20 protein-coding genes are annotated in these 13,813 nt (G+C 73.9%); 6 read left to right on the top strand and 14 right to left on the bottom strand.

Annotation, left to right across the window (positions count from 1 at the left end; all coding sequences use genetic code 11):
• Nucleotides 1-74: 74 nt before the first annotated feature.
• Both ACFV4N_RS06035 and ACFV4N_RS06030 read right to left on the bottom strand, forming a co-directional pair.
• Complete coding sequence (locus tag ACFV4N_RS06035) at nt 75-647, bottom strand: Trp biosynthesis-associated membrane protein (protein WP_499671386.1); 573 nt, start codon at nt 645-647, stop codon at nt 75-77.
• The gene (locus ACFV4N_RS06030; RefSeq protein ID WP_499671385.1) at nt 640-2,181 is read right to left on the bottom strand and encodes an anthranilate synthase component I; all 1,542 of its coding nucleotides are present in this window, start codon (nt 2,179-2,181) and stop codon (nt 640-642) included. Before ACFV4N_RS06030 ends, ACFV4N_RS06035 begins: the two co-directional genes overlap by 8 nt.
• 93 nt (nt 2,182-2,274) lie before the next feature.
• Here ACFV4N_RS06030 and ACFV4N_RS06025 point away from each other — a divergent pair, with 93 nt between their 5' ends.
• On the top strand, nt 2,275-2,889 hold the full coding sequence (locus ACFV4N_RS06025; protein ID WP_499671384.1) for a TetR/AcrR family transcriptional regulator: 615 nt from the start codon (nt 2,275-2,277) through the stop codon (nt 2,887-2,889).
• On the opposite strand, the gene hisI is transcribed toward ACFV4N_RS06025, so the two are convergent.
• Genes hisI through hisF form a run of 3 tightly spaced genes read right to left on the bottom strand, consistent with a single transcriptional unit; the run spans nt 2,882 to nt 4,367 of the window.
• Complete coding sequence (gene hisI, locus ACFV4N_RS06020) at nt 2,882-3,226, bottom strand: phosphoribosyl-AMP cyclohydrolase (RefSeq protein ID WP_499671383.1); 345 nt, start codon at nt 3,224-3,226, stop codon at nt 2,882-2,884. The two genes, ACFV4N_RS06025 and hisI, sit on opposite strands and share 8 nt — an antisense overlap.
• The gene (locus ACFV4N_RS06015) at nt 3,223-3,594 is read right to left on the bottom strand and encodes a hypothetical protein (RefSeq protein ID WP_499671382.1); all 372 of its coding nucleotides are present in this window, start codon (nt 3,592-3,594) and stop codon (nt 3,223-3,225) included. The genes hisI and ACFV4N_RS06015 overlap by 4 nt, the downstream gene beginning before the upstream one ends.
• Complete coding sequence (gene hisF, locus ACFV4N_RS06010; RefSeq protein ID WP_499671381.1) at nt 3,594-4,367, bottom strand: imidazole glycerol phosphate synthase subunit HisF; 774 nt, start codon at nt 4,365-4,367, stop codon at nt 3,594-3,596. The genes ACFV4N_RS06015 and hisF overlap by 1 nt, the downstream gene beginning before the upstream one ends.
• Before the next feature lie 219 nt (nt 4,368-4,586).
• Here hisF and cspE point away from each other — a divergent pair, with 219 nt between their 5' ends.
• From cspE to ACFV4N_RS05995, 3 genes are all read left to right on the top strand, one after another.
• Nucleotides 4,587-4,790: a transcription antiterminator/RNA stability regulator CspE gene (cspE, locus tag ACFV4N_RS06005; protein ID WP_344034944.1), complete on the top strand. Its 204-nt coding sequence runs from the start codon at nt 4,587-4,589 to the stop codon at nt 4,788-4,790.
• Nucleotides 4,791-4,854: 64 nt separating this feature from the next.
• On the top strand, nt 4,855-5,229 hold the full coding sequence (locus ACFV4N_RS06000) for a PPOX class F420-dependent oxidoreductase (protein WP_499671380.1): 375 nt from the start codon (nt 4,855-4,857) through the stop codon (nt 5,227-5,229).
• A 32-nt stretch (nt 5,230-5,261) separates the two neighbouring features.
• Complete coding sequence (locus ACFV4N_RS05995; protein ID WP_499671379.1) at nt 5,262-5,987, top strand: Clp protease N-terminal domain-containing protein; 726 nt, start codon at nt 5,262-5,264, stop codon at nt 5,985-5,987.
• Here the strand turns inward: ACFV4N_RS05995 and priA are convergent.
• The 5 genes from priA to ACFV4N_RS05970 are packed head-to-tail and all read right to left on the bottom strand — an operon-like array spanning nt 5,950 to nt 9,413.
• Entirely contained in the window at nt 5,950-6,684 is a 735-nt protein-coding gene (gene priA, locus ACFV4N_RS05990; RefSeq protein WP_499671378.1) for a bifunctional 1-(5-phosphoribosyl)-5-((5-phosphoribosylamino)methylideneamino)imidazole-4-carboxamide isomerase/phosphoribosylanthranilate isomerase PriA, read from the bottom strand. The two genes, ACFV4N_RS05995 and priA, sit on opposite strands and share 38 nt — an antisense overlap.
• Nucleotides 6,685-6,693: 9 nt before the next feature.
• A complete protein-coding gene (hisH, locus tag ACFV4N_RS05985; protein WP_499671377.1) occupies nt 6,694-7,329 on the bottom strand; it encodes an imidazole glycerol phosphate synthase subunit HisH in 636 nt (211 codons plus the stop codon).
• 12 nt (nt 7,330-7,341) lie between these two features.
• Entirely contained in the window at nt 7,342-7,818 is a 477-nt protein-coding gene (locus tag ACFV4N_RS05980) for a hypothetical protein (protein WP_499671376.1), read from the bottom strand.
• Between the two features lie 9 nt (nt 7,819-7,827).
• Nucleotides 7,828-8,727, bottom strand: coding sequence for a transketolase family protein (locus tag ACFV4N_RS05975; RefSeq protein ID WP_499671375.1), 900 nt, complete (start codon nt 8,725-8,727; stop codon nt 7,828-7,830).
• Complete coding sequence (locus ACFV4N_RS05970) at nt 8,724-9,413, bottom strand: thiamine pyrophosphate-binding protein (RefSeq protein WP_499671374.1); 690 nt, start codon at nt 9,411-9,413, stop codon at nt 8,724-8,726. The genes ACFV4N_RS05975 and ACFV4N_RS05970 overlap by 4 nt, the downstream gene beginning before the upstream one ends.
• 53 nt (nt 9,414-9,466) lie before the next feature.
• Here ACFV4N_RS05970 and soxR point away from each other — a divergent pair, with 53 nt between their 5' ends.
• Both soxR and ACFV4N_RS05960 read left to right on the top strand, forming a co-directional pair.
• Nucleotides 9,467-9,928, top strand: coding sequence for a redox-sensitive transcriptional activator SoxR (gene soxR, locus ACFV4N_RS05965; protein WP_499671373.1), 462 nt, complete (start codon nt 9,467-9,469; stop codon nt 9,926-9,928).
• A 49-nt stretch (nt 9,929-9,977) separates the two neighbouring features.
• Nucleotides 9,978-10,493 carry an RNA 2'-phosphotransferase gene (locus tag ACFV4N_RS05960; protein ID WP_499671372.1) on the top strand — a complete coding sequence of 172 codons (516 nt, stop codon included), beginning with the start codon at nt 9,978-9,980 and terminating at the stop codon, nt 10,491-10,493.
• 49 nt (nt 10,494-10,542) lie between these two features.
• Here the strand turns inward: ACFV4N_RS05960 and ACFV4N_RS05955 are convergent, their stop codons facing one another.
• Genes ACFV4N_RS05955 through hisD form a run of 4 tightly spaced genes read right to left on the bottom strand, consistent with a single transcriptional unit; the run spans nt 10,543 to nt 13,711 of the window.
• A complete protein-coding gene (locus ACFV4N_RS05955) occupies nt 10,543-10,698 on the bottom strand; it encodes a CG2302 family histidine operon protein (RefSeq protein WP_499671371.1) in 156 nt (51 codons plus the stop codon).
• Nucleotides 10,699-11,298, bottom strand: coding sequence for an imidazoleglycerol-phosphate dehydratase HisB (gene hisB / locus ACFV4N_RS05950; protein WP_499671370.1), 600 nt, complete (start codon nt 11,296-11,298; stop codon nt 10,699-10,701).
• Complete coding sequence (locus tag ACFV4N_RS05945) at nt 11,295-12,398, bottom strand: histidinol-phosphate transaminase (RefSeq protein WP_499671369.1); 1,104 nt, start codon at nt 12,396-12,398, stop codon at nt 11,295-11,297. Before ACFV4N_RS05945 ends, hisB begins: the two co-directional genes overlap by 4 nt.
• Nucleotides 12,395-13,711 (bottom strand): histidinol dehydrogenase, encoded by a 1,317-nt coding sequence (hisD, locus tag ACFV4N_RS05940; RefSeq protein ID WP_499671368.1) that lies wholly within the window; start codon nt 13,709-13,711, stop codon nt 12,395-12,397. Before hisD ends, ACFV4N_RS05945 begins: the two co-directional genes overlap by 4 nt.
• Between the last annotated feature and the right edge of the window lie 102 nt (nt 13,712-13,813).

The following is a 13,813-nucleotide window of genomic DNA, read 5'->3' as shown; positions in this document are numbered from 1 at the left end:
ACCGGGTCGCGCTGTTCACGCTGCTGATCAGGGTCCTCACGAGCCCACGTGCGCAAACGTGCGGCGGTCGGGGGTCAGTCCCGTTCAGTGGGATCGTCGCCGCGCTCCAGGGCGTTCCACAGCTCGCGCTCGGGATCGGCGCTCCGCTTGGCCGCGCCCGGCGTCTGGTAGCCGCCGCCGAGCTTCGGCATCGCCGCGCCGCGCACGACCAGCAGCAGGCCCGCCGCGACCACCAGCGCCGCGCCCGCGAGGACCAGGCCGCGCCCGGTGAGCGGGCCGTCGGCGCCCGCGCCCTGGAACCCGGCCGCGACGCCCGCGAGCAGCACCACGCCGCCCAGCACGCGCCGCGCCCACCCGCCCAGCGCCACCACGGCGGCGATGGCGGCCAGGCACAGCAGGGCCAGCGGCACCAGGGAGGGCACCACGTCGCCGCCGTCGCGCTCGGCGGCGGCGTCCCAGGTCAGGCCGGAGGCGGCGCCGAGCGCGCCCGCGCCCGCGAGCAGGAGCGCGACCGCGATCCACAGTGGACGACGCCGCGCGGCCCGCGCCCGGCGCTCCGCCCGCTCCTCCTCGCCCTCGGCGGTCTCGACGCCCTCGGCGGGTCCGGGCTCCGGTTCCCGGTCGGGCGCGGGTTCCCGGTCAGACACGGGCCGGTTCCGCCGCCGGGGCCATGGTGCCCGCCGTGGCGATGGCCGACAGCACCGCGCCCGCCTTGTTCAGGCACTCGTTGTCCTCGGCCGCCGGGTCCGAGTCGGCCACGATGCCCGCGCCCGCCTGCACGTACGCCACGCCGTCGCGGATCAGCGCGGTCCGGATGGCGATGGCGGTGTCCGCGTCGCCGGCGAAGTCCAGGTAGCCCACCACGCCGCCGTAGAGCCCGCGGCGGGTCGGCTCCAGCTCCTCGATCAGCTCCATCGCCCGCGGCTTGGGCGCGCCGGACAGGGTGCCGGCCGGGAAGCACGCCGCGACCGCGTCGAACGCCGTGCGCCCCTCGGCCAGCTCGCCGCTGACCGTGGACACGATGTGCATGACGTGGGAGTAGCGCTCGACCTTGAAGAAGTCGACCACGGTCACCGAACCCGGCTTGCACACGCGGCCCAGGTCGTTGCGGCCCAGGTCGACCAGCATCAGGTGCTCGGCCCGCTCCTTGTGGTCGTGCAGCAGGTCCTTCTCCAGCAGCGCGTCCTCCTCCTCGTCCACGCCGCGCCACCGGGTGCCCGCGATGGGGTGCGTGGTCGCCTTGCCGTCCCGCACGGTGACCAGCGACTCCGGGCTGCACCCGACGATGTCGAAGTCCTCCAGCCGCAGCAGGTACATGTACGGGCTGGGGTTGGACGTGCGCAGCACGCGGTAGACGTCCAGCGGGTCGGCGTCGGTGCGCATCTCGAACCGCTGCGACAGCACGACCTGGAACGCCTCGCCGGCCCGGATGGCCTCCTTGGCCCGCTCCACCACGCCGCGGTACTCCTCCGGCGACCGGCGACGGGTGAACTCGGGCTTGGGCCGGGAGAACACGGCGGCGGTGGGCGGCGCGGGCGCCTGGAGGTCCAGGGTCATCCGCTCCAGCCGCGTCACGGCGTCCTCGTAGGCGGCGTCCACGCGCTCGGGCGAGTCGTCCCAGTTGATGGCGTTGGCGATGAGCGTGACGGTGCCCTCGTGGTGGTCCAGCGCCGCCAGGTCGGTGGCCAGCATCATGACCAACTCGGGCAGGCGCAGGTCGTCCTCCGCCAGCGACGGCAGCCGCTCCAGCCGCCGCACGGCGTCGTAGCCGATGTAGCCGACCATGCCGCCGGTCAGCGGCGGCAGGCCGGGCAGCGGGTCGGTGCGCAGCACCTCGATGGTCTCGCGCAGCGCCGTCAGCGGGTCGCCGCCCTCGGGCAGGCCGACGGGGTGCTGGCCCTGCCAGTACGCCTCGCCGCCGGTCGCGGTCAGCGCGCCCGCGCTGCGCGCGCCGACGAACGACCAGCGCGACCAGGACCGGCCGTTCTCGGCCGACTCGAGCAGGAACGTGCCGGGACGGTCGGCCGCGAGCTTGCGGTACAGCCCGACGGGCGTCTCCGCGTCCGCCAGCAGCCGCCGCACCACCGGGATGACCCGCCGCTGGGCGGCGAGCTCGCGGAACTCCTCGCGCGTGGGGCTGATCTCGCCCAGACCGGTGCCTGCACCGATGACGCTCACCATGCGCGTCATTGTGCCCCGTGGCCCCGGGACCTCCCGGACCGACTCATTTCATCACGCGTTGAAAAAACGTCCTACCTCGCCCATCATGGTGGGGTGAACGAGAGCTCCCGACAAATCGGACCGAAGCGCCGCGGCCGGCGGGCCGGCGGCGAGGACACCAAGGCCGCCCTGCTGGCCGCGGCCCGCGAGGTGTTCGTCGAACGCGGTTTCGAGGGCGCCACCGTGCGGTCGATCGCGGCGCGGGCCGGTGTGGACGCGGCCATGGTCAACCACTGGTTCGGCAGCAAGGAGGGCCTGTTCGCCAAGGCCGTGCTCCAGGTGCCGATCGACCCGAACGTGTTGATCGGGCGGCTGCTCGAAGGTCCGCCCGAGGAGATCGGCGAGCGGATCGTGCGCAACTTCATCGGCATCTGGGACGCCACCGGCGGCGGCCAGTTCGCCGCCATGGTCCGCAGCATCACCTCGCAGGAGCAGGTGGCCGAGGTGCTGCGGCAGTTCTTCGTGCAGACCCTGCTCAAGCAGCTCGTCGGCCACCTGGGCTCGCCGGACGCGGAGCTGCGCGCCACCCTGCTGGCCAGCCAGATCTTCGGCATGGGCGTGGTCCGCTACGTGGTGCGGTTCGAGCCGTTCGCCTCGGCGGACGTGGAGACCATGGTCAAGGCGATCGCGCCGAACCTCCAGCGCTACCTGACCGGCGACATCAGCTGAGCAGCACGTCCGCGTCGAAGCAGGTGGCGTCGCCGGTGTGGCAGGCGGCGCCCTCCTGGTCCACGACCAGCAGCACGGTGTCGCCGTCGCAGTCCAGCCGCACCTCGTGGACCCGCTGGGTGTGCCCGGACGTCTCGCCCTTCACCCACAGCCGCTGCCTGCTGCGCGAGTAGTACGTGGCGCGGCGGGTGGTGAGCGTGCGGTGCAGGGCCTCGTCGTCCATCCACGCCACCATCAGCACCTCGCCGGTGCCGCGCCGCTGGGCGACGGCGCACACCAGGCCGTCCGCGTTGCGCTTGAGCCTCGCGGCGATGGACGGGTCGAGCGCGCTGGTCACCGCTGTCCTCCGAGGTAGTGGAGCCGGGCCGGGCGGGTGTTGAGCAGCACCACGGCGAACACGTGGACGGCCGAGAGCACGCCGGACAGCACGCGCAGCCACACCGGGCCGTCGTTGAGCACCGCGAGCAGGTGGATCAGGCCGACCAGGGCGAACAGGCAGGCGGCGGTCAGCCGCGCGGGGCGCAGCCCGGCCACCAGCCCCGCCACGGCCAGCAGCTCCAGCACCGCCACGACCACCGGGAAGCGCAGCCACGTCGGGTCGGACTCGACCTGCGCCTGGACCAGGCCCATGAGGACGAACGCCAGCGCGCCCGCCGTGCCGATGAGGGTGGCGACCTTCGCCTCCACGGGTGCGCCGCGCAGCATCACCGCACCTCCACGCCCGCGTCGCGCAGGCCCTTCTTCACCTCGGAGATGCGCAGCGCGCCGAAGTGGAACACGCTCGCCGCGAGCACCGCGTCCGCGCCCTCGGCCACGGCCGGCGGGAAGTGCCCGACCTGCCCGGCGCCGCCGCTCGCGATCAGCGGCACGTCGACGGCCGCGCGCGTCAGCCGGATCAGCTCCAGGTCGAACCCGGCCTTGGTGCCGTCGGCGTCCATCGAGTTCAGCAGGATCTCGCCGACGCCCAGCTCCTGGCCGCGCGCGGCCCACTCGACCGCGTCGATGCCGGTGCCGCGCCGGCCGCCGTGGGTGGTGACCTCGAAGCCCGAGGGCGTCGGCCGCTCCCCCTCCGGCACGCGGCGCGCGTCGACCGACAGCACGATGCACTGCGCGCCGAACCGGCGGGACAGCTCGCCCAGCAGCTCGGGGCGGGCGATGGCGGCGGTGTTCACGCTGACCTTGTCCGCGCCCGAGCGCAGCAGCTTGTCCACGTCCTCGGCGCTGCGCACGCCGCCGCCCACGGTGAGCGGGATGAACACCTGCTCGGCGGTGCGGCGGACCACGTCGAAGGTGGTCTCGCGGTCGCCCGACGACGCCGTCACGTCCAGGAACGTCAGCTCGTCGGCGCCCTCGGCGTCGTACGCGCGCGCCAGCTCGACCGGGTCGCCCGCGTCGACGAGGTTGGTGAAGTTGACGCCCTTCACCACCCGCCCCCGGTCGACGTCCAGGCAGGGGATCACGCGCACCGCTACTGACATGGCCAAAAGCCTACGGGGCGACCCGGCGCGGGCACCGCGAGGCCGGGTCGGCCGGCATTCCGCCGCGGAGTGTGGTTAACTGGTGGAGGTCGCTAGTTTTGTGTCGTGTCATCCACGCTCGCGAAACGCGTTTGAGCGTGGGATTCCTCTCAAGGTCCATACGCCCGGACCGGCCGCAGCGGGTGCATTCGCCCCGCTGGACGCAGTATGAGGAGAAAAATGGCCAACGGCACCGTGAAGTGGTTCAACTCGGAGAAGGGCTTCGGCTTCATCTCCCCCGAGGACGGCGGCGCGGACGTGTTCGTGCACTACTCGGAGATCCAGAGCGGCGGCTACCGCAGCCTGGAGGAGAACCAGCGCGTGAGCTTCGACGTCGGCCAGGGCGCCAAGGGCCCCCAGGCGACGAACGTCACGGTCATCTGACCTGACCCGTGCTCGAAGGCCCCGTCCCGGCATCGCCGGGGCGGGGCCTTTAGCGTTGGCGGGCATGGACCTGGCAGACGGCAAGTACCTGTTGTTGACGACCTACCGCAAGGACGGCACCCCCGTGCCCACCCCCGTGTGGGTGGTCGGGGACGGCGAGGCGGTCTACGCCTGGTCGGCGGCCGAGGCGGGCAAGGTCAAGCGCATCCGCCGCAGCGGCGACGTGGAGGTCGGGCCGTGCGACTTCAAGGGCAACCCCACGGGCCCGCAGGTGCCGGCGCGGGCGCGGCTGCTCGACCTGGCGGGCAGCGACCGGGTGCGGGGGCTGATCGCGGAGAAGTACGGCCTGGTGGGGCGGCTTACGCTGCTGGGCAGCCGCCTGCGGCGAGGTCGGGAGGGCTCGATCGGCATCGAGATCACGACGTCAACCACGGGTTGACGGCCGGAAGAGCGTCAACCTAGAGTTGACGGATGGTCACCTCGCCGGTCCAGCTGACCGACCTCATCGTCGCCGTCGCGGCGGAGCACGTCGACGTGCTGGGCAGGCTGACCGCCGCCGTCGAGCTGAGCGGCGAGCTGGACGAGCTGGGCGACCACCTCATCGGCCACTTCGTGGACGAGGCGCGGCGGGCCGGCGCGAGCTGGACCGACATCGGCGAGAGCATCGGTGTGACCAAGCAGGCCGCGCAGAAGCGGTTCGTGCCCAAGGAGTCGGCGGAGCTGAAGCCGAGCTTCGACCGCTACACCGACCGCGCCCGCCGCGTCATCGTGCTCGCCCGCCACCACGCCCGGTTCAGCGAGCGCATCGGCACCGAGCACCTGCTGCTGGGCCTGCTGGACGAGTCCGGCGGCCTGGCGGCCAAGACCATCGCCGCGCTGGAGGCGGCCGAGGGCACCACGCGGCTGGCGCTGCTCAACGCCCTGGACCCCACCGGCAGGCAGCCGCCCGCGCCGCAGCCGTTCAGCGCCCGCTGCAAGAAGGCGCTGGAGCTGGCCGTGCGCGAGTCGCTGCGGCTCGGCCACCGCTTCGTGGGCACCGAGCACGTGCTGCTGGGCCTGCTCCACCTGGGCGAGGGCGCGGCGGCCGAGGCCCTGGCCGCCACGGGCGTGACCAGGGAGGCCGCCGAGGCCCACGTCGTCGCCGAGATCGACGCCGCGATCAGCCGCGCACGGCGGCCAGCGCCTCCGGGAGCGTGAACGCGCCCGCGTAGAGCGCCTTGCCCACGATCGCGCCCTCCACCCCGTCCCGGTTCAGCGCGGCCAGCGCCACCAGGTCGGCCACGCTCGACACGCCGCCGGAGGCGATGACCGGCGCGTCGGTGCGCGCGCACACCTCGCGCAGCAGGTCGACGTTCGGGCCCTGGAGCGTGCCGTCCTTGCTCACGTCGGTCACCACGTAGCGGGCGCAGCCGTCGCGGTCCAGCCGCTCCAGCACCTCCCACAGGTCGCCGCCGTCGGTGGTCCAGCCGCGCCCGGCCACCCGGTAGCCGCGCTCGCCGATCCGCACGTCCAAGCCCACCGCGACCTTGTCGCCGTGCTCGGCGATGGCCTTCGCGCACCACGCCGGGTCCTCCAGGGCGGCCGTGCCCAGGTTCACCCGCGCGCAGCCGGTGGCCAGCGCGGCGGCCAGCGACTCGTCGTCGCGGATGCCGCCGGACAGCTCGGCCTTCACGTCCAGCTCGCCGATCACGCGGACGAGCAGCTCGCGGTTGCTCCCCCGGCCGAACGCGGCGTCGAGGTCCACCAGGTGCACCCACTCCGCGCCGTCGCGCTGCCAGGCCAGCGCGGCGTCCAGCGGGTCTCCGTAGGAGGTCTCGGTGCCGGCCTCGCCCTGGACGAGCCGGACGGCCTGGCCATCGGCCACGTCAACGGCCGGGAACAGCGTGAAGGTCACGCGAACAGCCTAGTTGAGGGCCTTCAGCCAGTTCTCCAGCAGGTGCGCGCCCGCGTCGCCGGACTTCTCCGGGTGGAACTGGGTCGCCCACAGCGGCCCGTTCTCCACCGCCGCGACGAAGTCGTCACCGCCGTGCGAGGCCCACGTCACCAGCGGCGCCCGGAGCGGGCCGCCCTCCGGCAGCTCCCACTTCCGCACCCCGTAGGAGTGCACGAAGTAGAACCGGGTGTCGGGGTCCAGGCCCGCGAACAGCCGCGTGCCCTCCGGCGCCCGGACCGTGTTCCAGCCCATGTGCGGCACGATCGGGGCCTCCAGCCGCTCGACCGTGCCCGGCCACTCGCCGCAGCCCTCGGACTCCACGCCGTGCTCGATGCCCCGCTCGAACAGGATCTGCATGCCGACGCAGATGCCCAGCACCGGGCGGCCACCGGCCAGGCGCTGCCCGATCAGCCGCCCGCCCCGGACCGAGTTGAGGCCCTCCATGCACGCCGCGTAGGCGCCCACGCCGGGCACGACCAGGCCGTCCGCGTCGAGCGCCGCCCGGTGGTCCGCCGTGACCTCCACGTCGGCCCCGACGCGCTGGAGCGCGCGCTCGGCGGAGCGGAGGTTGCCGGATCCGTAGTCCAAAACGACGACTCGTGCCACGGGTCCAGGCTACTAGGCCAGCGGCGATCCGCCCTGCATGACGGGCACCACGGGCAGCACCGCGTTGATCGGCAGACCGGCGCCGGCCGGGAGGTTGGTCACCCAGGCGTCCGCGCGGCCCTCGTCGACCAGGGCCCTGACCTCGGCCGCGTCCGCGGGCAGGTCCGCGGCGCCGGGCCTGGCGTCGAGCCGCCACCAGCGGACGAGGCCGACCAGCCGGCGGGGCGCGCCGGTGTAGCCGGCCGCCTCGCCGTCGGTCCACACCTCACCGGCCGGGCTCCAGCGCACCAGCAGGGCCGGCGCGCCGGTCAGGCGCACCTGCTCGGCCAGCCCCAGCGCCGCCGAGAACCCGATCTGCCTGGGCGGCAGCAGCACCGTCCCGGAGGCCACCGGCACCAGGGCGGCCGGGCCCGCGACCGCGCGGTGCAGGTTCAGCTGCAGCTCGGCGGTCGGCGCGGGGGTCCAGATGAGGGTTCTCGGCACGCTCACGGGTAGGGATCATGCCGCAGCCGCCGGGCGGTCGAACATCCGACGCGCGGCCGCGGCCACGCCGAGCACGTCGAGGTCGTGCGCCGAGTCGTGGTCCTCGGCGGTGCCGTAGGCGCGCAGCTCGGAGTCCCGCCGCACGCCCAGCGACCGCAGCCGGTGCGGCACGTCGACCAGCGCCTCGGCCGCGAGGTGCGCCGACGTGCCCTCCAGGTAGGGCTCGACCAGCAGCACGTCGGCCCGGCCGGTCCGCGCGACGGCCTCGCGCAGCCCCGCGGCGTCGAACGGGCGGATCCGCGACGCGTACAGCACGGTCACGTCGAACCCCTCGGTGGCGGCCAGGGCGGTGTCGAGCATCGGCCCGACCGCCACCACCACGCCCCGCCCGCCGCGCCGCACCTCGGTGAACCCCTCGACCACCGGGAGCGGCGCGGCGTTCTGCCGCAGGGACAGCCTGATGTAGACCCGGTCGTCGCCGGCCAGCGCGGCCCGGACCACCGGCTCCACCTCGCCCGGGTGGCCGGGCACGTGCACGGTCCAGCCGGGCAGCGTGTCGAACAGCGCCACGTCGCCGGGCGCCTGGTGCGTGCGCCCCCACACCGGGTCGTCGTACGAGCCGCCGATGCTGACCAGCACCGCGCCGACGTCCTGGTGCCCGAAGTCCAGCTTGACCTGCTCGAACGGCCGCTCGACCAGGAACGGCGCGTAGGTGTGCACCACGGGCCGCATCCCGGTCAGCGCCAGGCCCGCGCCGACGCCGACCATGGCCTGCTCGCGGATGCCGACGTTGATCAGCCGCTCCTGGGGCCGGAACGCGTCGCGGGAGATCTCCGCGATCACCACCGCCACGCGCGGGTCGTGCCGCATCACCTCTTCGACGGTGTCCACGAACACCTGCCGCATGGTCGTCATCGCCCCTCCTCCACCTTCGCCACCACGACCAGGGGTCGCCCGGTGTGCTCCTGCGTGAACGCCTCGTACAGCGCGTCGTGGTCCCTGCCGTCCACAGTGGACGACTGCCAGCCCTCGACCTCGAACCGGCGCGCCACGCCGCCCGGCCAGCCGTGCGTGCCGGACTCGTTGTCCACCACGACGGTGGTGAGCCGGTCGAGCCCCAGCCGGCCGGCCAGCGCGATCGCCTCGTGGTTGCTGCCCTCGTCCAGCTCGGCGTCACCGACCAGCACGACGGTGCGCGCGGTGCGCCCCTGGAGGCGCAGGCCGAGCGCGGTGCCGACGGCGATCGGCAGGCCGTGGCCCAGCGACCCGCTGCTGATCTCGGCACCGGGCACCAGCACGCGGTCCGGGTGCTGGCCCAGCGGCGAGTCCCACGCCGTCCAGGTGTCCAAGGTGGACGGTTCCAGGTAGCCCTTGGCGGCCAGCACGGCGTAGTAGGCCATCGGCCCGTGCCCCTTGGACAGCAGGAACCGGTCGCGGTCCGGGTCGTCCACCCGGTCCGGCGAGACGTCCAGCACCCGGTCGTAGAGCACCCACAGCACGTCGAGCGTGGACGCCGCCGCCCACTCGTGCTTCTCATCCCCTGTCATCCGCCGGAACAACGCGGGCAGCTCCGCGTGGGCCGGCTCGTTCCTCACCGTCATGACACCAGCGAACAACCTCGACTTAAGTCGAAGTCAACCCATAAGATGGGCACGTGAGCAAGCTGCCGGACATGTTGACCATCGGCCAGGTGGCCGAGCGCAGCGGCGTGCCGCACACCGCGCTGCGGTTCTACGAGGAACGGGGGCTGATCGCGTCCGAGCGGACCGCGGGCAACCAGCGGCGGTACGCCCGGTCGGTGCTGCGCCGGCTGGCGTTCATCCGCACCGCGCAGCGGGTGGGGCTGTCGCTGGAGGACGTGCAGCAGGCGCTGGCCACGCTGCCGGACGGCCGCACGCCCACCAAGACCGACTGGAGCAGGCTGTCCACCGCCTGGCAGGCCGAGCTGGACGCCCGGATCGACGCGCTCCAGCGGCTGCGCGACCGGCTGACGTCGTGCATCGGGTGCGGCTGCCTGTCGCTGCGCAGCTGCTACCTGCACAACTTCCAGGACGAGCAGGCCGTGAACGGGCCCGGCGCGCCCAAGCTCAAGCCCGCCAGCGAGGGCGGCCTGTAGGAAACCCGCTTGCGACGCGTGCTGCACTGGGGGCGTGCAGGAGAAAGAGATGACCCGCTTGTCGAAGCGGATGTCCAAGGTGCTCCGCCACGACCCGGGGCGGGTGGGCCTGGTGCTCGACGCGGCGGGCTGGGTGGACCTGGACGAGTTCGTGGCGGCGCTCGGCGTGAGCCGGGAGCGCGTGCTGGAGGTCGTGGCGCGCAACGACAAGAAGCGCTACGAGGTGGTCGACGGGCGCATCCGCGCCAGCCAGGGCCACACCGTGGCCGTGGACCTGGGGCTGGCCGCGGCGGAGCCGCCCGCGGTGCTGTACCACGGGACGGTCGCCGCGGCGCTGCCCGACATCCTCCGCGACGGCCTGCTGCCCATGCGGCGGCACGACGTGCACCTGTCCGCGACCGTGGAGACGGCCGTGCGGGTCGGGTCGCGCCGGGGCAGGCCGGTGGTGCTGGAGGTCGACGCGGCGGCCATGCGCGCCGCCGGCCACGAGTTCCGGGTGAGCGCGAACGGCGTGTGGCTGACCTCCGCGGTACCGCCCGCCCACCTGCGCGAACACCCCGCGTGACGCCTCGCGTGACGCCCTGCCGGCGCCCTGCCGGCGTTCCGCGGGCGCCCTACACCAGCCAGAGCACCGCCCCGCCCAGCGCCACCGCGGTCAGCACCATGAGCACCACCGACAGGCCCCGGACGGTCTTCCAGGTGCTGTAGGCACCACCGCCCAGGAAACCCGCCAGCGCGAGCAGGCCGATGACGACCAGCTCCTTCGGCATCTACAGCACGCCCTTGGTCGACGGCACGCCGCCCACGCGCGGGTCCGGCTCCACGGCCGCGCGCAGCGCGCGGGCGATCGCCTTGTACTGGGCCTCGGCGATGTGGTGCGGGTCGCGGCCGTACTCGACGCGCACGTGCAGGGCGATGCCCGCGTGGAACGCCAGCGAGTCGAACACGTGCCGGTTCAGCACGAACGGGTAGTTGCCGCCGATGGTGAAGGTGTTGAACTGCTCCGGCTCGCCCACGTGCACGCAGTACGGCCGGCCCGACACGTCCACCGCCGCGTGCGCCAGCGTCTCGTCCATCGGGATCCAGGCGTCGCCGAAGCGGCGGATGCCCTTCTTGTCGCCCAGCGCCTCGCGCAGCGCCTGCCCGAGCACGATCGCCACGTCCTCCACGGTGTGGTGCGCGTCGATCTCCACGTCGCCGGTCGCCCGGACCACCAGGTCCAGCGACCCGTGCACGCCCAGCGCGGTCAGCATGTGGTCGTAGAACGGCACGCCCGTGGCGATCTCGACCTGACCGGTGCCGTCGAGGTCCACCTCGACGTGCACCGACGACTCCCTGGTGGTCCGCTCCACCTTGCCGACCCGGCTCACCGGCCAACCTCCTTGCTCGCCGCGAGGAACGCGTCGTTCTCGTCCGGGGTGCCGACCGTCACCCGCAGGTGACCGGTGATGCCCACGTCCCGGATGAGCACGCCGTGCTCCAGGTAGGACCGCCACGCGGCACGCGTGTCGGTGAACCAGCCGAACAGCACGAAGTTCGCGTCGCTCGGCACGACCGAGAAGCCCAGCTCGGACAGCTCGGCCACCACCCGGTCCCGCTCGGCGGCGAGCTTCGCCACCGAGCCCAGCGTCTCCGGCGCGTGCCGCAGTGCCGCGCGCGCCGCCGCCTGGGTCAGCGCGGACAGGTGGTAGGGCAGCCTGACCAGCAACAACGCGTCCACCACGGCGGGCGCGGCGGCCAGGTAGCCCAGCCGGCCGCCCGCGAAGGCGAACGCCTTGCTCATGGTCCGGCTCACGATCAGCTTCGCCGGGTGCTCGGCCAGCAGCTCCACCGCGCTCGGGCGCGAGGAGAACTCCGCGTACGCCTCGTCCACCACGACCACGCCCGGCGCGGCCTCGACCAGCACGCGCAGGTCGTCGAGCGGCAGGCTCTGCCCGGTCGGGTTGTTCGGGCTGGTCACGAACAGCACGTCCGGCGAGTGCGCGGCGACGGCCTCGACCGCCCGCCCGACGTCCAGCGAGAAGTCCTCGCGGCGCGGCGCGGGCGCCCACTCGGTGCGCGTGCCCGCCGCGATGATCGGGTGCATCGAGTACGACGGCTCGAAGCCCAGCGCGACCCGGCCCGGCCCGCCGAAGGCCTGGAGCACCTGCTGGAGGATCTCGTTCGACCCGTTGGCGGCCCACAGGTTGGCCGCGGTCAGCCCCACGCCCGTGGCCGACGACAGGTACGCCGCCAGGTCCTCGCGCAGCGCCACCGCGTCGCGGTCCGGGTAGCGGTGCAGCTCGGCCGCGACCGCCGCGACCTCCTTGGCCACGTCCTCGACCAGGCCGGGCGTCGGCGGGTACGGGTTCTCGTTGGTGTTCAGCCGCACGGGCACGTCGAGCTGCGGCGCGCCGTACGGCGTCCGGCCGCGCAGGTCCTCCCGCAGGGGGAGGTCGCCCAGCTCCACCCGCTCTCCGATGGGCCTCATCCGCGGAACCTCGCCGTGACCGCCTGGCCGTGCGCGGGCAGGTCCTCGGCGTTGGCCAGCGCGACGACGTGCGGCGCGACCTCGCGCAGCGCCTCCTCGCTGTAGTCCACGACGTGGATGCCCCGCAGGAACGTCTGCACCGACAGCCCGGACGAGTGCCGCGCGCAGCCGGCGGTGGGCAGCACGTGGTTCGAGCCCGCGCAGTAGTCGCCGAGCGACACCGGCGAGTGCGCGCCCACGAACACCGCGCCCGCCGCGCGCACCCGGGCGGCGACCTCGCGGGCGGAGGCGGTCTGGATCTCCAGGTGCTCGGCCGCGTACACGTCGACCACCCGCAGGCCCTCGTCGACGCCGCTCACCAGCACCGTCCCGGACTGCCTGCCGCGCAGCGCGGTGCGGATGCGCTCGTGGTGCTTGGTCTCCTCGACCTGCCGCTCCAGCTCGGCGTCCACCGCGTCGGCCAGCTCCACCGAGGTGGTCACCAGCACGCTGGCGGCCAGCGTGTCGTGCTCGGCCTGGCTGATCAGGTCGGCGGCCACGTGCACCGGGTCGGCGGTCTCGTCGGCCAGGATCGCGATCTCCGTCGGCCCGGCCTCGGAGTCGATGCCGATCAGGCCGCGCAGCAGCCGCTTGGCCGCGGTCATGTAGATGTTGCCCGGCCCGGTCACCACGTCGACGGGCTCCAGCGCCGCGCCGTCGGTGTCCGTGCCGCCGTGCGCCAGCAGGGCGATGGCCATGGGGCCGCCCGCGCTCCACACCTCGGTCACGCCCAGCAGCTCGGCGGCGGCCAGGATCGTCGGGTGCGGCAGGCCGCCGAACTCCGCCTGCGGCGGCGAGCAGACCACCAGCGACCCGACGCCGGCGATCTGCGCCGGCACCACGTTCATCACCACGGTCGACGGGTAGACGGCCAGGCCGCCGGGCGCGTAGAGGCCGACGCGGCCGACCGGCACCCACCGCTCGGTCACCGTCCCGCCGGGCACGACCTGGGTGGTCGTGTCGACCCGGCGCTGGTCGGCGTGGACCTTGCGGGTGCGGGCGATGGCCTCCTCGAGGGCGGCGCGCACGGCCGGGTCCAGCTCGGCGAGCGCGCGCTCCAGCTCGGCCGCCGGCACGCGGACGGCGGCGGGGCGCACCCGGTCGAACCGCTCGGTGTGGTCCAGCACGGCCTCGACACCGCGTTCCCGCACGTCGTCCACGATCGGCCGCACGTGATGCAGCACCGCGTCCACGTCGACCTCGGCGCGCGGCAGCGCGGCGCGCAGTTCGGCTGCTGACGGGACCCGACCTCGCAGGTCGATGCGGTTGAGCATGCCCCAAGGGTAAGGCGTCGCGAATTCCGTCAACTGTCACCCCGGGACCGATGCGGTGAACCCGACCAACGGGGGCTACCTCGATGCGTGACCGAAGGGCAA

Source organism: Actinosynnema sp. NPDC059797 (assembly GCF_042732085.1).
Taxonomy (GTDB): domain Bacteria; phylum Actinomycetota; class Actinomycetes; order Mycobacteriales; family Pseudonocardiaceae; genus Actinosynnema.
The sequence above is the reverse complement of the archived record's forward strand: the minus strand, read 5'-3'. Positions and strand labels throughout refer to the sequence as shown.